The sequence below is a fragment of the Rhodococcus sp. SORGH_AS_0301 genome (assembly GCF_030818285.1).
Taxonomy (GTDB): Bacteria; Actinomycetota; Actinomycetes; order Mycobacteriales; family Mycobacteriaceae; genus Rhodococcoides.
Genome location: NZ_JAUTAC010000002.1, coordinates 4,374,369 through 4,395,564, shown reverse-complemented (window position 1 = coordinate 4,395,564; position 21,196 = coordinate 4,374,369). Strand labels below are relative to the sequence as shown.

The window sequence follows — 21,196 nt, the reverse complement described above, 5'->3', positions numbered from 1 at the left end:
GACGTGGCCACGGTGATCCCGCTCGACGGCCCGCCGAGGATCCGCGACATCTACACCCGCGCGGCTCTCGACTCGCTACCGATCATCGGCGGCGGCAAGCGCACGCCGACGGCACCGGACGCGACGTACACCCTCGGCGGAATCCGGATCGATCGGGACAACCTCGCGACGTACGCCAAGGTGACCGGCCTCCGTCTCAGCGACACCCTGCCGCTGACGTACCCCTTCACCCTGGTGTTCCCCACCGTGATGTCCCTCATGGTGTCCAAGGACTTCCCGTTCGCGGCCATGGGATCAGTGCACGCGGAGAACGTGATCGAGAGCTTCCGCCCCGTCGGGACCTCGGAGCCGCTCGACATCGCGGTGCACTCGGAGAACGTCCGCGAGCACCGGAAGGGACTGCTCGTCGACGTCGTCAGCGACGTGTCGGTGGGCCGAGAGCTGGTGTGGCGTCAGACGTCCACCTTCCTCAGCCTCCAGAAGACGTCGCTGTCCGGTGGACCTCGCGAGGCACCGCCGGCCGACGAGGTCCCGCCGCCGCCCACCTCGACTCTGCGGGTGGACCAGAAGACCATCTCGCGCTACGCGGCGGTGAGTGGTGACCGCAACCCGATCCACGTCTCGTCGCTGGGCGCCAAGGCCTTCGGCTTCCCGCGCACCATTGCTCACGGGATGTGGAGTGCGGCGGCCGTACTCAGCGCCGTCGACGGCAAGATCCAGGACCGTGTCACGTACTCGGTGCGCTTCGGCAAGCCGATCGTGTTGCCCGCCAAGATCAACGTGTACGCCGAGCGGGTGGGCACGGGCGTCGGGCCGGGGCAGTGGGACGTGGCGCTGAAGCACCCGAAGAAGGGCTACCCGTTCCTGACGGGCACCCTGCGCTGATCGTCGTGGCGGGGGCTGCGTCTCGCGGTCCCCGCCCTCACGGCGTCAGGCCCGAAGCCCCCGCCACGCAAGGCTCTCGAGAAGGTCGACCGCCTGGTGCACGTCGATCTCGCCGCCGGCGACCCTGTCGGCCACGGCCTCGCCGGCACCGACCAGGGCGACGGCCATCAGTCCGAAGTTGTGTTCCGGCCGCGGGTCCTTGGTGCTCATCTCGAGCAGCGACGCGGTGAGGCTGATCAACCGATCGCGGCTGCTCTGCACCTGACCGGCGAAGGCCTGCTGGCCGATCGCCTGCCGGTAGAGCACCATCCACGACGAGCGGTGCTCGTCCACGAACGTGAGGAATCCGAGCAATGCCTTACGCAACTGCTCGCGGGGAGTGAGCGTCGGGTCCGCCGCGGGAGTCATCGCAGCGACGAACTCGAGGCCCTCCCGATGGATGCACGCGGCGAAGAGTTCGTCCTTGCTGCCGTAGTACAGATACAGCATGGGTTTCGAGATCTCGGCCCGTGCGGCGATGGAGTCCATCGACGTGCTGTGAAAGCCGTTCTCGGAGAACACCTCGATGGCGGCGTCGAGCATCTGCTGCTCGCGGACGGCGCGCGGCAACCGCTTGGTTCCGCCTGCCATGCGTCCTCCCCGGAGCTGTCCGCCGTACGACCTCCCGACTCTACGTCACCGTCCGCGGGACGAGTCAGGGGCAGCCGAGGGCTCCCTTGGCCGTGAGGACGGTCCGGGCCGCGTCGTCCACGCGCGCATCGCTCAACTCCCCGGACGCCACGGCCGCCTCGAGACGGTCGAGGACGCTCGGCACCGCGTCGGTGGTGATCCAGAGGGCGACGTCGGCCCCGGCGACGAGGGCGGCCAGCGCCGCGTCCTCGATGCCCAGTCGCGACGTGATCGCCGCCATGCCGGACAGGTCGTCGGTGAAGATCGGGCCGGTGAACGGCGCCGCCCCGTAGCCGGTGCCGTCACGCAGCAGTGCCATCGCGGCGGGACTGATACTGGCGGGCACGCCCTCCGTCGTCAGGCCCGGAACGTCGAGGTGTCCGACCATGGCACCCACTCCGGTGGACATGAGATCGCGGAACGGAACCAGGTCGCGGGCCTGCAGTTCGGACAGCGGCGGTGTCGTGACGGCGCCGGTGTGCGAGTCGCCCGATCCGGAGCCGTGCCCCGGGAAGTGCTTGATCACGGGCATCACCCCGGCGTCGCGGAGACCGCGCGCAGCAGCTCCGGCGTACGCGACGACGGTGGCGGGATCGTCCGAGTAGGACCGGTCACCGATCACCGAGTCGTCGGGCTGGCTGCTGACGTCCACGTCGGGAGCGAAGTCGACGGTGATGCCGAGATCCTTCAGTCCACGTCCGCGCTCGAGCCACATCTCGTACGTCTGCTCGGGGGTCATGGTGGCGGCGGTCTCGCGTGCCGAGGGCACCGAACCGAGGAGGTCGGCTGCCCGCGACACCCGGCCGCCCTCCTCGTCGATCGTCACCATGACGGGCACGGTGGCGGCCGACTGCATGCGATCGACACCGCCGCCGGTGAGCATCGTCTTGTCGGTCCAGCTACCCACGAACACACCACCCACCTGCTCGGCGCCCACCACCGCCACGGCGTCGTCGGTCCCGGTGACCCCGACTGTCAACAGCTGGGCGAGCCGCTGCCGCAGCGTCATGGCGTCGATGGCGGTGGCGCACGCATCGGGCGTGGCCGCAGGCATCTCGGACGTCGACACGACCGCCGAGGGAGCCGAGGGCGATGTCGTGGCCGCACCGGTGGTGGTGGGTGCGGGAGCCGCCGCGTCCCCCGTCCCGCACGCCGTCGTGGCGATCGCGCACGTCGCGACCAGGGTCAGAACTCGGCGCAGGTACATACCCGAAACGTTATCGCGTGAGCCTCCCCGCAACCCGACCGCGACGGTAAGATCGTCAGCCACCGCCACAAGCCTGGAGGCTCTCATGTCGTGTGACGTCATGTTGATCGCGTACGACGGTTCGGACAATGCGCGCAGGGCGGTGGACTACGCCGGCAGATTCCTCCAGGCGAAACGCGCCATCGTGCTCACCGCGTGGGAACCGATGGTGCGACAGGCGGCCCGCATGTCCGGCCTGTCCGGAGTGATGGCGCCGGAGTGGCTGCCGGACGAGCAGACCGAGGACATCGCACTCGCCGACGCGAAGGTCACCAACAGCGAGGGCCTCGAGCTGGCCGTCCGCGCCGGCATCAACGCCGACGGGCGCTGCGAGGAGTCGCACTCCGCCATCTGGACCACCATCGTCGAGACGGCGGACGAGGTGAACGCCGACATCATCGTCACCGGGACACGCGGCCGGACCGGTCTGCGGTCGCTGCTGCAGTCGTCCTGTGCCGATCTCGTGCTCAAGCACAGCCATCGCCCTGTACTGATCGTGCCGCCCGGCAGATGAGTGACGGGCAGGCCGGAGGCCGGTCGAGGTGAACGGGCAGGCCGGAGGCCGGTCGAGGTGAACGGGCAGGCCGGAGGCCGGTCGAAGTGATAGGTTCTGCTCGTGAAATCCGCAGCGATCAGTGCCGTCATCGGCGTCGTGCTGGGAGTGGCCGTGGTGTTCGGCGCCACTGCCGCCGCCTCGTCCAACACCCGCCCCGAGGTCGATCGTTCCGGTAACGCCGAGTCCTCCCTCCTCAACCAGGTCGAGTACGGCAGCCGCTGACGTCCGATGCTCCCGTCACCGCGTCCGTAGGGGCCCGGTGGCGTTTCTTCTCCGCGGTCGGTGCGCTGGTCCTGGCGTTCCTGCAGGCTCCCGGCCTGACCGTCGCCGACACCAAGTACGACCTGACGCAGAACCCGCTGGGGTTCCTCTCGCGTGCGTCCCACCTGTGGACGTCCGACGCCACCTTCGGCCAAGTACAGAACCAGGCGTACGGCTACTTCTTCCCGCACGGGTCGTTCTTCGCCCTCGGTGACGTGCTGGGGCTGCCCGGGTGGGTGACGCAGCGCCTGTGGTGGGCGGTGCTGATCTTTCTCGGGTTCTGGGGTGTCCTGCGGTTGTGCGAGGCCCTCGGGGTCGGGAGCCGCGGGTCGCGGGTGGTGGGTGCACTCGCGTTCGTCCTCGCTCCGCGGGTGATCACCACCCTGGGGTCGATCAGTTCCGAGTCACTGCCGATGATGCTGGCGCCATGGGTACTGATCCCCCTGGTCCGCGTCTTCTCCGGCCGCTCCGTGAGCATTCCGCGCGCCGCCGCGTGTTCGGCGCTGGCCGTCGCGGCGATGGGTGCCGTGAACGCCGTGGCGACGGCGGCAGCCACCCTCGTGGCGGTCGTGTGGTGGCTCGCGCACAGGCCGGACGCCCGGTGGCGCCGGTTCTCGCCGTGGTGGATCGGGTGTCTCGTCGCCGCGACGACGTGGTGGCTGGTTCCCCTCTTCATCCTGCGCGGCGTCAGTCCACCGTTCCTCGACTACATCGAGTCGGCCGGCACGACGACGCAGTGGGCCTCGATGGTGGAGGTCCTGCGCGGCACGAGCAGCTGGACACCGTTCGTCTCGCCGGAACGCATCGCCGGCGCTGTGGTGGTGACACAACCCGCCGCGGTGATCGCCTCTGCCGTCGTGGCCGCGGCGGGAATGGCCGGGCTCTGCATGCGGTCGATGCCGGCACGCGGTCGGCTGACCCTGGTGCTGCTGATCGGGCTCGTGGGCATGACCGCCGGGTACGTCGGCGGACTGGCCTCCCCCGTCTCCGAGCAGGTGCGACTGTTCCTCGACACGTCCGGTGCGCCGCTGCGCAACATCCACAAGCTGGAACCGGTGATCCGACTGCCGTTGGCGCTGGGCCTCGCACAGTTGCTGGTGCAGGTGCCGCTGCCGGGTTCGGTGCCGTCGCCTCGCTGGCGTCGCGCGGCGTCGCACCCGGAACGGGAGCCCCTCGTCGCTTTCGCCGCACTCGTCCTGGTGGCACTCACCGTCTCGACCTCGCTGGCCTGGACCGGGCGGCTCGCGCCGCGGGGCGCGTACGAGGCCGTTCCGGCCGAATGGTCCGACGCGGCGGGCTGGTTGGCCGACCACGCGGGCACCGGAGCCGAGGAGTCCCGCGCGCTCGTCGTTCCCGGTGCGCCCCTGGCCGCTCAGCTGTGGGGGCTGACGCGGGACGAACCGTTGCAGGCGTTGGCGGCCTCGCCGTGGGCCGTCCGTGACGCGGTCCCGTTGGTGCCGCCCGGCGCGATCCGCGCCCTCGACTCGGTGCAGCGGCTTCTCGCGGACGGCAGACCGTCCGACGGGCTCGCCGACACGCTGGCATCGATGAACGTCCGCTACCTCGTGATGCGCAACGATCTCGACCCCGAGACGTCGCGTTCGACCCGGACCTCGCTGGCGCACCAGAGCATAGAGACCTCGCCCGGGCTCGAGCGGGTCGCGACCTTCGGCGACGACATCGGGCCCGGACGGGTGGACGGCATCGTCGCCGACTCCGACCTGCGCCCCACCTATCCCGCGATCGAGATCTTCGAGGCGACACCCGGCACCCCCGCCGTCGCCGGCCCGTACACGGTGGTGGCCGACGACGTGCCCCGAGTGCAGGGCGGGCCCGAGGTCCTCGCTCGCCTGAACGAGCACCGCGAGCGCGGCGGCCTGGACCCGACTCCGGCGGGACCGGTACTTCTCGACGGCGACGCCCGGGCCGCCGGGCTCACGGTCGACGACGTCCTGGTGACGGACACCCCGATGAACCGCGAGGTGGACTTCGGCTCCGTCGACGATCACAGCAGCGCCCTGCGCACACCCGACGATCCCCGCCGCACACTCAATCTCGTGCCCGACTATCCGGTCGACGGTGCGCCGCTGGTCGAGGGCGCGTGGTCCGGTGCCCGGGTGTCCGTCTCCTCCTCGGCATCGGACGCCACCCAGTTCGGCGGCGCCTCGCCCGGCAACGGTCCGGCGGCGGCCGTCGACGGCGACGCCGCGACGAGTTGGGTGAGCAACGGCCTCGAGAGCTCGGTCGGTCAGTGGATCCAGCTCGACCTCGATAGCCCGGTGCAGTCCGGCCTGCTCGACTTCCGCACCAGCCCCGGCGCTCTGGGGTCACCGGTGAAATGGGTCGAGATCGAGACGGACAACGGGACCGCAGCCGCACGCATCACCGAACCGGGCGATCCGGTGACCGTCTCACTGCCCGCCGGCACGACGACGCGGATCCGGGTGACAGCCACCGAGACCGAGAACGGTTCGGTCGGAGCACAGTTCGGCGTCAGCGACCTTCGCCTCACCGATTACACGGATCCCGATGCACCGACACCGGTGGTCGTCCGGCACCTCACGGAGATGCCGGCTCCGGCCGACGGCGTCACGGTGACGGGATGGAATCTGGCACAGGAGCTTCCGGGCCGGACAGGCTGCGTCGACACGCCCGATCGAGTGCGCTGCGCGGGTGGCGTGGCCGTCGAACCCGAGGAACTCGACAGTTTCCAGCGCACGCTCTCGGTTCCCAGTGGCACGGCGGTGACCCCCGAACTCTGGCTGCGCTCGCGTCAGTCGTCCGCGCTGGAGGATCTCCTGCAGGACGCCACACGTCCGCGGGCTCGGGGTGCGGCCGAGGTCACCGACGTCCGGGGGTCGACCTTCGCCCTCACGGACGGCGACGACCGCACGTCCTGGACCGCGAGTCAGGACTCGATCGAGGGCCGGGCCGGAACGTATCCCACCGTCACTCTCGAACTGCCGCAACCCGTTTCGGTCGACGGGCTCGACATCGCCCAGAGCCTCGGCGCACTGCCGTCTCATCCGACCAGGATCGCCGTGAACCTCGGGACCGGCCCCCAGGTCCGCGACGTCGACGCGGACGGCGACACCAGAGTGTCCCTCGAACCAGCGGTGACCGACCAGATCATCGTCTCGCTGCTGGACTGGGACGACGTACTCGACCGCACGGCACTGGGATTCGACCAGGTACGGCCTCCCGGTCTGGCCGAGATCACGGTGCTCTCCGAATCCGGTACCGCGTCCGCGGGGGCGGCGTTCGATCCCGACCGCCCGATCGTGACGTCGTGCGCGACCGGCCCCACCCTGACCATCGCGGACCAGCTCGTCCGCACCGCCGTCTCGACGACAGCCGGGGCGTTGGCCACCGGCGCACCGATCCGTGCGTCTCTCTGCGAGGGCGATGTCCCCGTCGCGGCGAACGTCTCCAATCCTGTTCCGCTGCCGTCGGGTTCGCAGTCCGTGTCGGTGGACCCGGGCGACGCCTTCGTCGTCGACAGCGTCGTGCTGCGCACGGCACCACTCGCTGCGTTCCCGGGCGCCGGCCCCACGCCCGTGGCGGTCACCGCGGACGAGTGGACCGCCGACACCCGCCGCGTCGTCGTGACCGGGTCCTCGACTCAGCGCATTCTCGTGGTGCCCGAGAGCACCAACCCGGGATGGGTGGCAACGCGCCCGGACGGCGAGGTGCTCACCCCGGTGATCGTGAACGGGTGGCAGCAGGGGTGGATTCTCCCCGCCGGCCTCTCGGGCGAGGTGACCCTGACGTTCCCCGCCGACACCTGGTACCGCACGGCGATCGTCGCGGGCCTGGCGCTTCTCGCGGCTCTGGCCGTGATGACGATGCGGCGCCGCCCGTCGGACCCCGCGACGGCACCGACACCCACCTGGCAACCCGCCCTCGTCGGCCACGCGGGGCTGTTCGCCGCCGTGTGGGTCATCGGTGGGCTCGCCGCACTCGGCTGGCTTGCGGCTCTCACCGTCGCGGTCGCCGCCGTCGACCATCGCTGGGGTGCCCGTGTCCGCGGTCGTGTGCTCGTCGCGATCGCGGGGCTCGGACTCAGTGTCGCCGGGGCGATGCTGTCGACCGGCCCCTGGCGTGATCCCGACGGGTACGTCGGCCACTCGGCCGTCATTCAGCTCGCAGCGCTGGCATCCGTCGGCGCCGTGGCGCTCGCGGTGCTTCCCTCGTTCGGCCGGATCCGGTCGGCCCTGCGCGTTTCTCGCCGACGCAGTGCGACACGGACCGGCTCCTCCACCAGCGCGTAGCTCGCCGCGGCGACCGGCAGCGTCAACACGACCGTGGCACCGGCGACGAGGAGGAACTGCCCGCCGAACGGGGACACCCCCAGCACGGGGAACACCACGGCCAGCACCGCGAGGTGCCAGATGAAGATGCCGTAGGACCACCGGCCGATCATCAGCGCGAACGGACCCGACAGCCACCGGGTACGGACACCCGTTCCGACGGCCAGGGGCGCGATGAGACAGAACGCGACGACGGCGCCCAAGGCCACCTTGACCGCGAACTGCCATGCCGCCGGCGTCGTGAGGTCCTGTGCGCCCGCGATCGGTGTCGACGACGCCGCGAAGGCCGCCGCCGCGATGCCGGTGAGCAACCATCGTCGGCTCGCGATCCGGACGACCAGCGGGACAGCGGGCAGGTCGGAGACCGGTCGGGACTGAGCGGGCAGGTCGGCAGCAGCCTCGGCCACCACCATCCCGGCCGCGAACCACGCCAGGTAGCCGGGCAGCCAGTTCTCGATGTTCACGCCGTCCGCGGTGGAGATCGGGAGAAAGGTCCACCCGAGCGACAGGGCGGACACCCCGATCAGCACCGGCGTGCGCAGACGGGCTCGAGGTCCGCGGAGCGCGGCCATGGCAACCCCGATGAACGGGAGCAGCAGATAGAACGCCACCTCGACCGACAGCGACCACATCTGGGTCATGCCCTGCGTCAACGTCAACGGGACGAACACCTGCACGAGGGTCAGGTTGGCGATCCACACCCGGACGCCACCACCCGCACCCGGCAGCAGGGCCAGCACGACGACGACCACGAGCCAGTACGCGGGCAGGATGCGTGCCGCGCGGTGCACCAGATAGGTACGGACGGACGGCCTCGGCCGCGAGCCGCGCGCGGCGGCCGCGTGGGGTCGCCACAGTAGGAACCCCGAGAGCGCGAAGAACACGGCCACCGCGAGATCGAGACGGCCGAGCAGCGGGCCCACGAGGGGTGTGCCCGTCGATCCCGTCTGGAACGCGACGTGGGTCAGCAGCACGCCGACGGCCGCGAGACCGCGCATCCCCTCGAGCGCGGGCACGAATCCGCCGATGCGCGGATCGACGCGGGCCTTCTCTGCAGTGGTCATCGTCAGGAGAGTCTGCCGCATCGCACCCGAACTCGGAGCGGCTCAATACGTTAGTGTTCGACCCATCACGGCCGGTATGCACTGACAAGTGCACATGCACAAAGGGGACCTCCAGTATGGCGAACAGATCCACACCGACGCGTGTGATCCCGCCGATCCTCATCGGGCTCGGAGCTTTCTTCCTGATCATCGCGATCCTGATCCCGCTGTACACGGTCGGGCGCCTCGAGAAGACGCCGCTGGACCTCGAGATCACCAGCGTGTCCACCGGCACCGGGTCGGTGCTCGATTCGCGTTCGCTCACAGCGGGTTCCGCCGTCGTGGATCAGAACGTCCCCCTGATCTCCCAGCGCTTCGTCACCACGGAGGAGCCGTCGAACTCCGACGTCATCACCGTGCAGGCCGGCTCGTCGCTGCGACGCACCGATCGACAGGGTGACACCGGTCTGCTCACCGCGACCGTCGACCGCGTGAGCCTGGACCGCGTGTCCTCCATGCCGGTCGACCCGGTCGGATCCATCCAGAGCCAGGCCGACAAGCCGGCCGAGGAAGTGCCGCACACCGGACTGCAGTACAAGTTCCCGTTCGACTCGCAGAAGCAGACCTACCCCTTCTTCGACACCGTGGCCCGCGAGAGCTACGACATGACCTTCGTCGAGGAGACGCAGATCGAGGGCGTCACGGTCTACCACTACACGCAGACCATCCCCGCGGTGGACCTGTCCGCCGTCGTCCCCTCGCCGGCCAACAAGCTCGCTCTCCCCGCGAGCACGTGGGGCGTCGACGGCGGCGCCACGCCGATCACGATGACGCGGTACTACGAGAACACCCGGGACATCTACGTCGAGCCCGTCACCGGCGTCATCGTCAAGGGCCAGGAGGACGTGCACCAGTACTACGCACGCCGCGCCGGAACTCCCGAGGTGGACGTCGTCAAGGCCGTCATCGGCTTCGACGACAACACCGTCACCTACCAGCTCGGTCGCGCACAGGACGGCAAGGGCCAGATCGCCCTGATCGGCCGCACCGTGCCGATCGTCGCCGGCGTTCTGGGCGTCATCCTCCTGGCAGTCGGCATCGTGCTGCTCCTGCGCGGCGGCCGCACCACCCGCGGAACACGTCCGGTGGCCGACGGACCCACGACCGGACCTCGTACCTCCGGCGCCGGTTCACCCGCACCGGACCACGACTGGACGACGGACCGTACCGAGGAGATCCCCCGCACCAACCTCCGCAAGGACTGACGTCTCCGGCCTTCCCGTCATGAATCGGCCGGCCTCCGGCCTTCCCGTCAGGGAAGTAGCAGCGTCACTCCTGCAGACTCACCGAGGGCGTCCAGCGCGAGCTGGGCGTCCTCGAGTCGTCTGCGGCCTCCGATCATCGATTCCACGGCGGCGTGCGGGAGAATGCGCAACAGTTCGGGGTACTCGTGGGCGGCCAGCCCGTGGCTGCCGAGCACGTCGATCTCTCGCGCGATCACCACGTCCATCGACACGTGCCCGCCGCCCGGAAGCAACCCGATCTGCACGTGCCGACCGCGCCGTCGCAGACCCCGGATCGCCTCGTCCGCCAACCCGGCATGCCCGGAGCACTCCAGCGCGACGTGCATGTCGTCGACCGGCGTCTGCACCGTCCGAGCTGCTCCCAGTCGGCGCGCCAGGTCCAGCGCCGAGGTGGAGCGATCCACTGCCGTCACCTCCGCGCCGGCCCCGGACGCGATGATCACCGCGGACAGGCCGAGCCCACCGCACCCGTAGACGGCGACGCGCTCGCCTGCCACCACGCGGGCGCGGCGATGAACCGCCCGCCATGCGGTCGCGTACCGGCATCCCAGAGTGGCCGCCACGTCGAACGACACCTCGTCCGGCAACGCGATCAGGTTGGTCGAGGCATACCGGACGGCGACGAACTCGGCGTACGACCCGTCGTGTGTGAACCCGGGCTGTTCCTGACGGGGACACACGTGGTGGTCGCCGGCAGCGCACGTCGGACACGACCCACACGCACACACGAAGGGGGTGGTGACGCGACGACCGATCCAGTCGCGGTCGACGTCCGCACCCACGGCGACGACCGTTCCCGCGAACTCGTGGCCCGGAACGAACGGCAGTCGCACGTCCCCGTCGTGTCCCTGCCAGGCATGCCAGTCACTCCGGCACACCCCGGTGGCGGCCACCCGGATCACCGCACCGTCGGGAGCCGCGTCGGGACGGTCGATCTCCCGCACGGTTCCCGGTCGGCCGAACTCCTCGATCACCAGTGCACGCATGCACCGACACTACTGTCGAACGACCGGCCTCCGGCCTGCCCGCTACCCAGCTAGGCAGGCTCCGCCACCGTGTTGGTCACCGACCCGATGCGCTCGACCTCGAGGCGCACCACGTCGCCCGGCCGCACCCAGCGGTCGAGTTCCATCCCGCACCCCGACGGCAAGGTCCCGGAGGTCAGCAGCTCGCCGGGGCCGATGCTCTCGGACCTGCTGGCGTAGGCGAGTCCGTCCACCAACGACCACCGGCCGCCTCGTGTCGACGTCTCCGACCACACCTCGCCGTTGACGGTGACGGTGCCGCGCAGATCGGTCAGGTGCGGCAGGACCTCGTCCGCGGTGACCACCTCGGCACTCATGGAACTCCCGAACGTCTTGGTCTTCACGACGGGTCCGAAGGGGCCGTTGCGCTGCTCGTCCCACTGCACGTCGCGCGCGCTGAAGTCGTTGAACACCACGAAGCCGCCGATCGCCGCTTCCGCCTCTGCCGTCGAGGCGCTGACGACGGGCCGGACCACCAGGGCGCCGAACTCGAGTTCGAAGTCCAACAGCTCGGTGTACGCGGGCCACGACATGGGGTCGCCGTCGCCGACGACGGAGAGGTGATTGCCCGTGTAGTAGATCGGGTGCTCGACTGCCGCGGCGCCCGGCCGCAGAGGCGGGAACGGCTTCCGCGCGATCGCCTGGAACGCCTTCGCCAGTGGCACGACGGCGGGCAGGTTGCGCCGCACCATCTGCTCGGCCGCCTGGTGCCAGTGCTGGTCCCACCCCGCGAAGCATCGAAGCGATCGCGGCTCGAACGGCAGGGAGGCGAAGGACGTCGACGCAGTGGCGGTCCCGGCGGTGACGGCCCGGTCCACGAGATCGCGCGCCACGTCGCGAGCACGCTCACCGGCACCGAGGAACTCGACGATTCCGCTCGGAAGTTCCTCTCCACCAGCAGCTCTCAGATCGACCCACGTTCCCGTGGTCTCGTGCAGCACGTCGATCCCCGTCATGCCCCTACGCAGCCTCACGGACCCACCCCCCGGATTCGGTCATCCACCGATCCAAGCACACGGACACGCCCGAGCGCGCTGGTCGAGACCACAACAGATGCGACCGCAGCGCATGCCGCGGCCACGACGACGAGCTCGGTCGCGCTGTCGACGATCGTCAGCACGAGGACGGCCTCGACCAGCAGCACGGTCCACGCCGCCAGCGCCGAGCGCGTGTCGCCGCGGGCCACGGCCGCCAGGAGACCGCACTGCACCACGGCCAACAGCGCGCCCTGCGCGGCGAACAGCCACAGCAGGTACTGCACCGGCGCGTAGTCCGCGCCCATCACCAGCGGAACGATCGGCCCGACGATCGCGGCACCCACCACCACGACGGATCCGACGCCGAGCAGCACCAGCAGGGCGGTGCGGACCGCCGACGCCGACCGACGCGGATCCGCCATCCTCGGGTACAGCACCACGCCGACCGACTGCGGGAGCCAGAAGGCGGCCTTCGCGGCGACGGCGCCGAGCGCGTAGACACCCGCGGCCTCCGGGTCGAGGACGCGTCGGGCGAGCAGGAGGTCGACCGAGGACAACGCGACGATCACGAGTTGGGCCTGCGATGCGGCGAGCACGTCACGCCAGGTCCCGGCCGCGGCGGGCCGGTCGTGCTCGTCCGTCTGCAGGGCGCGGTCGACGACGATGCGCGCGGCCAGCGCCATGACCGCGGTCCCCACCGCACCGGCCACCAGGGCTGGTCCCACACCTCCGCCCAGCACCAGGGCGGTCACGGCGGGCACCACCTTCGCAAGGCCGCTCGCCGCGAGCACACCGCCGAGGGCACCGAAGCGCGAGTCTCCCTGCAACAGGCCCTGTTCCGTGGCCAGCAGCACGAGGAACGGCGCCGTCACGACGGCCGCCGCCGTGGTCACGACGTCGGTGTGGAGCAGAGCCGCCACGACGGGAGTCGCGACGACGGCGAGACCGGCGACGACCACGGCGTACAGGTGTCCGAGCCTGCGGGAGGCAGCCACCGAACGACCGCGCACCCGGTCACGCGCCACGACGGTCTGCAACGCCAGCGCCGGCACCGCGAGTACCAGCTGGGCGGCGAGCAGCGACGCGAAGACCCCGTAGCCCTGCGGCCCGAGCACACGCCCGGCCGGGAGGTGCAGCAGATACGAGGCGATGTTCGCCGCCATCGACCCCGCCGTCACGATGCTCACCCCGGCCACCACGGTGGAGGTGCGCGCAGGGATCATGCCCTCATGATCGCAGGGTCGAGCAGGACAGCCGGGGCGTGGTCCCTCGCCTGGTCCGTCGTGCTCACCGGTGTCGTCCTGGGCCCGCTCCTGCGTGTGTTGCTTCCGGGTGGCGGCCACCTACTGCTGCGTGACGCGGTGTCGACGCCCCGGTCGTATCTCACCGACTCGGCCCTGGGCCTGTCCGACTCGGCAGCTCGGGCGGTTCCCCAGGACGCCGTCGTCGCGGTCGCCACCACGGTCGTCGACGGCGGTGTACTGGTCGTCGGACTGCTCGCTCTCGCTCTGATCGCCGCCGGGTGGGGCGCCGCGCAGATGACGGCGCGGGTGCTCGGCGGCGCCTCGACCGGCCCACGTCTGGTGGCCGCCACGGTGGCCGTGTGGAACCCCTATGTGGCCGAACGTCTGCTGCAGGGACACTGGAGCCTGCTCGTCGGCTACGCGGCTCTCCCCTGGACGGTCGTCGCGACCATGACGCTCCGCGACCGCGGTGACCTGCGGTCCGCTGCGCCCCTCGTGCTGTGTCTCGGCATCGCCGGGCTGACCCCGACAGGCGTGCTGCTCTGCGCCGTTCTCGCCGTGGTGGTCCTGGCCGCACCGGGAGGGGCACGCCGCGTACGGCGGCTCGTCGTCGTGGCTGTCACCACGGTGATCGTGTCGCTGCCCTGGCTGGTGGCCACCGCCGTGTCCGGGGCCGGTACCGGCGCCGATCCGGCGGGTGTCGCGGCCTTCGCGGCGCGGGCCGAGCCCGGACTCGGGACGATCGGAGCGCTCGCCGGTCTGGGCGGCATCTGGAACGCCGACGCGGTTCCCGGCAGCCGAACCAGCCTGTTCGCCGTCGTCGGCACCGCCGTGCTGCTCGGCCTGGCCGCCGCCGGACTCCCTCGTCTGCGCCGGACCGCATCGCCCGTGGTCGCGGCGCTCCTGCTCACCGGCGCCGTGTCCGTGGTGCTCGTCGCCCTCGCCGCCACCCCGATCGGGCTCGACGTCGGCCGATGGGCCGCCGAGTCGGTACCCGGTGCCGGGCTGTTCCGGGACGGTCAGAAATGGGTCGCCCTGTGGATGCCGGCACTTGCCCTGAGTGCAGGCTCCGCGGTCGATCGACCCGGTCGCAGCGGGACACGTCCCCGGCTCGCAGCCGTGTCCGCCGTCGCCGCGCTGCTCGTCGTCCTGCCCGATCTGGCATGGGGGGTGCACGGCGCGCTGCGTCCGGTCGACTACCCCGCCGGGTGGTCCTCGGTGATCGACGGTGTCGGACCGTCCGACGCTCTCGTGGCCGTCCTGCCGACAGGTACCTTCCGCCGGTTCGACTGGTCGGGCGAGGCACCGGTCCTCGATCCCGCTCCGAGGCTGCTGGACGCCGACGTGCTCGGCACCGGAGATCTCCCGGTGGGCGGGACGGTCGTCCGGGGAGAGAACACCGTCGCGGGGCGAGTCGAAGGCCTGCTCCTGGCCGGTGCCCCGGCGAGCGACCTCGCCGCACTCGGAGTCGGGTGGATCCTGGTCGAGAGGTCGGCGGGCGAGAGCGGGAACTCCGCACGCACCCTCGCGGGCCTGGAACCCGTGTACGCGGACGCCGATCTCACGCTGTACTCACTCGCTGATCCGGCACCTCGTCCACGCTCGGATCGTCTGCCGGCGATCGTCGCTCATCTGCTGTGGGCGGCCGCCGTCCTCATCTCGGCGGGCGTCGCCGTCACGAGAGCGCGTCGCACCCGGACTCGCTGATTCCGGACCGACCGGCCTCCGGCCTACCCGCGACCACCTACCGACCGGCCTCCGGCCTACCCGCGACCACCTACCGACCGGCCTCCGGCCTACCCGCGACCAGCCCGGACACCGCTCGGCCGTGTACCCGCTCGCGCAGCACCGACTCCACCGCTCGCGCGCACCACGTCCACGAGAACTCTCGGGTCCGCAGCCGCGCCTTCTCCCCGAGCTGCCGACGGAGATCGCCGTCGTCCAACAGGGTCCGCACCGCGTCGGTCAGTTCGTCGACGTCGGAGTCGCGGCTGAGCCACTCGTCGCCCACCAGGACGCCGGTGACGCCGTCCACCACGGAATCGGTCAGCCCCCGAGAATGCCGGTAGCCGACGGTGGGGACACCGTGCTGAGCTGCCTCGACGACGGCGAGTCCCCACCCCTCCTTCCGGGACGGGAGCACGTGGATCCACGACTGCGACAGGATCTCGTGCTTGCGGGTCTCGGACACGTGACCGTGGAAGGTCACGGCGTCGGCCACGCCACGCGCGCGGGCGTGGTCGCGCAGGTTGTCGTCCCACCACCCACCGCCGATGACGTCGAGGCGCAGGGCGGGCGTCGCATCGCGCAGCGCAGCGACGACGTCGATCGCGTCCTCGATCTGCTTGTGCGGGACGAGCCGGGACAGGACGGCGAGCGTCGGGGCGTCCGCACGCGTGTCCGGATCGCCCACCGCGACGGAACCGGGAATGTCGTCGACACCGTTGCGGACGACGGCCACCCTCTCGCGGTCCACGCCGAGGGCGATCAGCTCGTCCGCCGAGGGAAGCGACACCGTCAGGTACTGCGAGCGTCGATGGACCCGCGGCGACAGCCTGGACTCGATCCACCATCCCAGCCGCGCCATGACCGCACCGGCCACCGGCCATTGTTCGCGGTGACAATGGTGGACCAGCACGGTGACGGGAGCCGCCGTCACGAGTCGTGCGAAGAACGGGATGCCGTTCTGCGTGTCGATCACCGCGTCGGGCTTCAGTCCCGCCAGGGGACCGCATCCGAGCCGCCCGGCGAGGAGCGCTCCGAGTGCTCGCGGATAGACGGTCAGGCGCCCGCCGCCGCGGCTGACGCGCATACCGTCGATCGTGTCCGACGCTGGTGCGCCGGGGTAACCGGCCGTGCGCAGCGTGACCTTGATGCCTCGCGACGCCAGCCCTGCACCCACGTGCTCGAGGTAGCGCTCGCTACCACCGCCCTGTGGATGGCCGCTGTCACGCCAACAGAGCAGCAGCACCTCACGTAACTCCGTCATCTGCTGTCACCCCCGTGGCAGTCTTTCATTCGTTCGAACGACACAGAATGGCTGTTTCGGCCCCGAAAAACCGGTAAGTTTCCTTTTAGGGTCGGGAAAACCCACTGCAGTGAGGCTCATGTCATGACGTCCGGGTTGATCGATGGCAACACTCTCGACGGCGTATCTTCCACCACTCTGTACACGCTCCACAATCGGGCCGCCTTCGCCGACGGCCCCGGCAAGGTCATCGACGACCCGATGGCGCTGCGCGTCCGCGACGCCATCGAGTACGACTGGTCCAAGTTCGGAACCCCCGTGGCCGCCGCGGCGTTGCGTGCCCGCACCTTCGATTCCGCGGTGAGTGCGTACCTCGCCTCGCGGCCCCACGCCTCCGTCGTCGCGCTGGGCGAGGGACTGCAGACGGCGTACTGGCGACTCGGGCGGCCGGACACCACGTGGTACTCCGTGGACCTCGAACCGGTCATGGAGCTTCGTGCCCGCGTCCTGCCGCGCGAGGACCGTATCGTTCCCGTCGCGGCCTCCGCGTTCGATCTGACCTGGGCCGACGGCATCGACCCCGAGCCGGGCGTCTTCGTCTCCGCAGAGGGACTGCTGATGTACTTCGACGAACCCACCGCGATGGATCTGATCACCCGGTGCGCCGAGCTCTTCCCCGGTGGCGGCATGATCTTCGACTCCATTCCCGAGTGGTTGTCTCGCAAGACCGTCGCAGGGGTCAAGCTGACCGAGCATTACACGATGCCGGCCATGCCCTTCAGTATGACGTCGAGCCGTGGGCGTTCGCTCGCCGACGAGATCCCGGGCGTCGCCTCGGCGACCGACGTCCTGTTCCCTGCACACAAGGGCGCGTGGAAGTTCAACTCCATGCCGCTGGTGGCCGACAGCCCGCTCTTCCGCAACCGACGCACCTCCGTCACGGTGCTGCGCTTCGCCGCCTGACCCGCGGGCCGTGAGCCCGGCGAGCCAGGTCGACCGGGCGCTACAGTCTCCACTCGTGCCCTCGTCTCCCGTCACCGCCGGACTCGCTCGACGGGCCACCCTTCGACGGTCACTCTCGCTCGTGTCGGACTTCCGGTTCGAGCAGTCCGATCCCGCGCGCTTCTACGGGGCGCTGGCTCGCGACACAGCGATGCTGATCGACGACCTGTGGACCGGGGCCACCGGAACGACTCTCGACGGACTGACGGTGCTCGACGTCGGCGGCGGACCCGGCTACTTCGCCGACGCCTTCGCGGACGCGGGTGCCCACTACGTCTCCGTGGAACCGGACGCCTCGGAGATGCACGCCGCGGGGCTCGACGCCCGCGGGTCCGTCCGAGGATCCGGTACCGCGCTGCCCGTCCGCTCGGACAGCGTCGACATCTGCCTCTCCTCCAACGTCGCGGAGCATGTCCGCCACCCGTGGATCATGGCCGAGGAGATGCTGCGCGTGACGCGGCCCGGCGGACTGGTGGTGTTGTCCTACACGATGTGGTGGGGCCCGTTCGGCGGGCACGAGACCGGACCGTGGCACGTGTTCGGCGGCGAGCGCGCCGCTCGCCGCTACGCGCGCGTGCACGGCGCCGAACCGAAGAACCGTTTCGGAGAGTCGCTGTTCCCGATCCGCGCCTCGCACGGATTGCGTTGGGCTGCGGAGACTTCGGGCGGCGAACTCCTCGCAGCCTTCCCGCGGTACCACCCCCGCTGGGCGTGGTGGTGTGTCCGCGTCCCCGGATTTCGCGAGCTGGCGGTGAGCAACCTCGTGGTCGTGCTCCGCGCGCACTCCGCCGCCGACCGCGGACTCGGGACCACGCTCGCCCGTTAGGGTGGCGTGAATGACGACGACCGAGAGAACATCGCTCGCACTCGACATCGGTGGCACCAAGTTCACCGCCGCGGTGGTGGGTGCCGACGGACGACCGCAGGACCCCGTCGTCGTTCCGACCCCCACCGAGAACGTCTGGGCGGCGTGCGAGGAGCTTCTCCTCTCGGTGGTGTCCGCGGCAGGGGTCGAGTTCCAGGACATCGGGGCCGTCGGTATCGCCTCGGCCGGGCCCGTGGACACCGTTGCCGGCACCGTGGCGCCGATCAACATCGCGGAGTGGTACGAGGGCTTCGGGCTCGTGGAGGCCGTCCGCGGCGTGGTTCCGAACGCCACCGTGACCCTGGCACTCGACGGTGCGTGCGCGGCCCTGGCCGAGCATCGTTTCGGGGCCGCCCGCCACGTGCAGAACGTGCTGGGCATGGTGGTGTCGACCGGCATCGGCGGCGGCCTGGTCCTGGGCGGCGAGATCGTTCGCGGCCACAGCGGCAACGCCGGGCACGTGGGACACATCGTCGTCCCCGGATCCATCGAACCCTGCACCTGCGGCGGGGTCGGCTGTGTCGAGACGGTCGCCAGCGGCCCGAACGCGGTCCGTTGGGCCCGCGAGAACGGCTGGGATGGTGCCACCGGCATCGACCTCGCCGAGTCGGCCCGCGCCGCCGACCCGGTGGCGGTCGCCGCCCTCCAACGGGCCGGCGTGGCGCTGGGACAGGCGATCGCGTCCGCCGCGGCGCTGCTCGACATCGAGACGGCCGTCCTCGGCGGTGGCTTCAGCGCGGCCGGCCCGGCGCTGTGGAACCCCATCCGCGAGACCGTCGCGTTGCACGCCCGGCTCGGCTTCCTCGAGTCGTTCACGGTGGTCCCCGCTGCCCTCGGGGCCGTCGGGACTCTCACAGGAGCGGCCGCACTGGTCACCCCGAGACAGCACTGACGCCCGCCCCCGTGATCGGGAGCGGGCGTCAGTGGTGGTGGATCAGGAGTTCAGGCGCTGCTTGAGAGCGTCGAACTCGTCCTGGATGCCGGTGGGGAGCTTCTCGCCGACGAAGTCGAACCATTCCTCGATGAGCGGGATCTCCTTCTTCCACTCGTCGACGTTCACCGCGAGCGCCTCGGCCACATCGGCCGTGGCGACGTCGAGTCCGTCGATGTCGAGCGCGTCGGCCGTGGGCACCACACCGATGGGCGTGTCGACACCGGCGGCCTTGTGCTCGATGCGCTCGACGATCCACTTCAGCACGCGGGAGTTCTCACCGAATCCGGGCCAAAGGAAGCGCTTGTCGTCGCCGCGGCGGAACCAGTTGACGTAGAACACCTTCGGGAGCTTGGACTCGTCGGCGTTCTTGCCGAGGTCGATCCAATGCTGGAAGTAGTCGCCGACGTTGTATCCGAGGAACGGCAGCATCGCCATCGGGTCGCGGCGGATGGTGCCGACGGTTCCCTCGGCCGCTGCTGTCTGCTCGGAACCGACGGTGGCGCCCATGAACACGCCGTGCTGCCAGTCGCGAGCCTCGGTGACCAGAGGAACGGTGGTCTTGCGACGGCCACCGAAGAGGATCGCCGAGATCGGCACACCCTGCGGGTCGTCCCACTCGGGCGCCATGGACGGGCACTGGGACATCGGCACGCAGTAGCGCGAGTTGGGGTGCGCCGCATTGCTGTCCGAGTCCGGCGTCCAGTCCTTGCCGGTCCAGTCGATCAGGTGCTGGGGGTCGCCCTCGAGGCCCTCCCACCAGACGTCGCCGTCGTCGGTCTGCGCGACGTTGGTGAAGACGGCGTTGCCCTGATCGATGGTGCGCATCGCGTTGGGGTTCGAGTCCCAGTTGGTACCGGGCGCGACACCGAAGAAGCCGAACTCCGGGTTGACCGCGTACAGCCGGCCGTCCTTGCCGAAGCGCATCCACGCGATGTCGTCACCGATGGTCTCGGCGCGCCAGCCCGGAATGGTCGGCTGGATCATCGCGAGGTTGGTCTTGCCACAGGCGGACGGGAACGCCGCGGCGATGTAGTACGCCTTGTCCTCCGGCGAGATGAGCTTGAGGATCAGCATGTGCTCGGCCAGCCAGCCCTCGTCGTGGGCCATGGCCGACGCGATACGCAGGGAGTAGCACTTCTTGCCCAGCAGCGCGTTGCCGCCGTAGCCGGAGCCGTAGCTCCAGATCTCGCGGTCCTCGGGGAAGTGCGAGATGTACTTGGTGTCGTTGCACGGCCACGGGACGTCCTGCTGACCCTCGTCGAGCGGGGCTCCGAGCGAGTGCAGAGCCTTGACGAAGAAGCCGTCGTCCCCGAGCTTCTCGAGCACCTTCGCACCCATGCGCGTCATGACGCGCATGGAGACGACGACGTACTCGGAGTCGGTGATCTCGACACCCAGCTTGGGGTCGTCGGCCTCGAGCGGGCCCATGCAGAACGGGATGACGTACATGGTGCGACCGCGCATGCATCCGCGGTAGAGATCGCGCATCGTGCCGCGCATCTCCTCCGGGTCCATCCAGTTGTTGGTGGGACCGGCGTCGATCTCCCGAGTGGAGCAGATGTAGGTCCGCGACTCGACGCGCGCCACGTCGGACGGGTCGGAGTTGCCCAGGAACGAGTTGGGCTTCTTCTCGGCGTTCAGCCGAGTGAACGTCCCCGCGTCGACCAACTGGTCGGTGAGGCGGTTCCACTCCTCGTCCGAACCGTCGGCGAAGACGATCCGGTCGGGCTGGGTCAGCTCGGCCACGTCACGTACCCAGGCCAGCAGGCCTGCATGCGTCGTGGGCGGCGTGCCGTCGGTTCCGTTGAGACCCGGAATGGTCGCGGTCATCTTGTCTCCTGGGGTGGTGCAGGAACGTGTGGCCGTCACCGCCTCGGTCCGTCGATCGGCGCCGAACCGAAGTGCGT

16 protein-coding genes and 1 pseudogene are annotated in these 21,196 nt (G+C 70.3%); 9 read left to right on the top strand and 8 right to left on the bottom strand.

The genetic code is table 11. The features are described 5' to 3' along the window. The first annotated feature begins 3 nt into the window (after positions 1-3). A complete protein-coding gene (locus QE397_RS21405; RefSeq protein ID WP_307097673.1) occupies positions 4-885 on the top strand; it encodes a MaoC/PaaZ C-terminal domain-containing protein in 882 nt (293 codons plus the stop codon). Positions 886-930: 45 nt separating this feature from the next. Here QE397_RS21405 and QE397_RS21400 read toward each other — a convergent pair whose 3' ends face one another. Together QE397_RS21400 and QE397_RS21395 are read right to left on the bottom strand one after the other, a co-directional pair. Beyond that, positions 931-1,515: a TetR/AcrR family transcriptional regulator gene (locus QE397_RS21400; protein WP_027506190.1), complete on the bottom strand. Its 585-nt coding sequence runs from the start codon at positions 1,513-1,515 to the stop codon at positions 931-933. A 64-nt stretch (positions 1,516-1,579) separates the two neighbouring features. Next, the gene (locus QE397_RS21395) at positions 1,580-2,761 is read right to left on the bottom strand and encodes a glycoside hydrolase family 3 N-terminal domain-containing protein (protein ID WP_307097218.1); all 1,182 of its coding nucleotides are present in this window, start codon (positions 2,759-2,761) and stop codon (positions 1,580-1,582) included. Between the two features lie 85 nt (positions 2,762-2,846). On the opposite strand from QE397_RS21395, the gene QE397_RS21390 reads away from it, so the two are divergent. The 3 genes from QE397_RS21390 to QE397_RS21380 all read left to right on the top strand — a co-directional run bounded on the left by QE397_RS21390 (position 2,847) and on the right by QE397_RS21380 (position 7,888). Beyond that, positions 2,847-3,314 (top strand): universal stress protein, encoded by a 468-nt coding sequence (locus QE397_RS21390; protein ID WP_027506188.1) that lies wholly within the window; start codon positions 2,847-2,849, stop codon positions 3,312-3,314. Positions 3,315-3,416: 102 nt separating this feature from the next. After that, positions 3,417-3,578, top strand: a complete 162-nt coding sequence (locus tag QE397_RS21385) for a DUF2613 domain-containing protein (RefSeq protein ID WP_285186808.1) — start codon at positions 3,417-3,419, stop codon at positions 3,576-3,578. After that, positions 3,575-7,888, top strand: coding sequence for an alpha-(1->3)-arabinofuranosyltransferase (locus QE397_RS21380; protein ID WP_307097671.1), 4,314 nt, complete (start codon positions 3,575-3,577; stop codon positions 7,886-7,888). The genes QE397_RS21385 and QE397_RS21380 overlap by 4 nt, the downstream gene beginning before the upstream one ends. A 17-nt stretch (positions 7,889-7,905) precedes the next feature. On the opposite strand, the pseudogene QE397_RS21375 reads toward QE397_RS21380, so the two are convergent. Next, positions 7,906-8,991 (bottom strand): annotated as a pseudogene (locus QE397_RS21375) (acyltransferase family protein); the annotation flags it as partial. A 116-nt stretch (positions 8,992-9,107) separates the two neighbouring features. On the opposite strand from QE397_RS21375, the gene QE397_RS21370 reads away from it, so the two are divergent. Further along, positions 9,108-10,235 carry a DUF3068 domain-containing protein gene (locus QE397_RS21370; RefSeq protein WP_307097216.1) on the top strand — a complete coding sequence of 376 codons (1,128 nt, stop codon included), beginning with the start codon at positions 9,108-9,110 and terminating at the stop codon, positions 10,233-10,235. A gap of 47 nt (positions 10,236-10,282) precedes the next feature. Here the strand turns inward: QE397_RS21370 and QE397_RS21365 are convergent, their stop codons facing one another. The 3 genes from QE397_RS21365 to QE397_RS21355 are packed head-to-tail and all read right to left on the bottom strand — an operon-like array spanning position 10,283 to position 13,499. Beyond that, positions 10,283-11,260, bottom strand: coding sequence for an alcohol dehydrogenase catalytic domain-containing protein (locus QE397_RS21365; protein WP_307097214.1), 978 nt, complete (start codon positions 11,258-11,260; stop codon positions 10,283-10,285). 50 nt (positions 11,261-11,310) lie between these two features. After that, entirely contained in the window at positions 11,311-12,273 is a 963-nt protein-coding gene (locus tag QE397_RS21360; RefSeq protein ID WP_307097211.1) for a fumarylacetoacetate hydrolase family protein, read from the bottom strand. After that, positions 12,270-13,499: a polysaccharide biosynthesis protein gene (locus tag QE397_RS21355; RefSeq protein ID WP_307097209.1), complete on the bottom strand. Its 1,230-nt coding sequence runs from the start codon at positions 13,497-13,499 to the stop codon at positions 12,270-12,272. The genes QE397_RS21360 and QE397_RS21355 overlap by 4 nt, the downstream gene beginning before the upstream one ends. Positions 13,500-13,505: 6 nt before the next feature. Between QE397_RS21355 and QE397_RS21350 the strand changes: the two genes are divergently transcribed. Continuing rightward, complete coding sequence (locus QE397_RS21350; protein ID WP_307097207.1) at positions 13,506-15,227, top strand: hypothetical protein; 1,722 nt, start codon at positions 13,506-13,508, stop codon at positions 15,225-15,227. A 70-nt stretch (positions 15,228-15,297) separates the two neighbouring features. On the opposite strand, the gene QE397_RS21345 is transcribed toward QE397_RS21350, so the two are convergent. Further along, positions 15,298-16,509, bottom strand: a complete 1,212-nt coding sequence (locus QE397_RS21345) for a glycosyltransferase family 4 protein (protein WP_307097205.1) — start codon at positions 16,507-16,509, stop codon at positions 15,298-15,300. A 123-nt stretch (positions 16,510-16,632) separates the two neighbouring features. Between QE397_RS21345 and QE397_RS21340 the strand changes: the two genes are divergently transcribed. Genes QE397_RS21340 through QE397_RS21330 form a run of 3 tightly spaced genes read left to right on the top strand, consistent with a single transcriptional unit; the run spans position 16,633 to position 19,247 of the window. Beyond that, the gene (locus QE397_RS21340) at positions 16,633-17,451 is read left to right on the top strand and encodes a class I SAM-dependent methyltransferase (protein WP_307097203.1); all 819 of its coding nucleotides are present in this window, start codon (positions 16,633-16,635) and stop codon (positions 17,449-17,451) included. A gap of 55 nt (positions 17,452-17,506) precedes the next feature. Beyond that, positions 17,507-18,316, top strand: coding sequence for a class I SAM-dependent methyltransferase (locus QE397_RS21335; RefSeq protein WP_051613440.1), 810 nt, complete (start codon positions 17,507-17,509; stop codon positions 18,314-18,316). A gap of 10 nt (positions 18,317-18,326) precedes the next feature. Then, positions 18,327-19,247 (top strand): ROK family protein, encoded by a 921-nt coding sequence (locus tag QE397_RS21330; RefSeq protein WP_222632181.1) that lies wholly within the window; start codon positions 18,327-18,329, stop codon positions 19,245-19,247. A 42-nt stretch (positions 19,248-19,289) separates the two neighbouring features. Here the strand turns inward: QE397_RS21330 and QE397_RS21325 are convergent, their stop codons facing one another. Continuing rightward, the gene (locus QE397_RS21325; protein ID WP_027506179.1) at positions 19,290-21,119 is read right to left on the bottom strand and encodes a phosphoenolpyruvate carboxykinase (GTP); all 1,830 of its coding nucleotides are present in this window, start codon (positions 21,117-21,119) and stop codon (positions 19,290-19,292) included. Between the last annotated feature and the right edge of the window lie 77 nt (positions 21,120-21,196).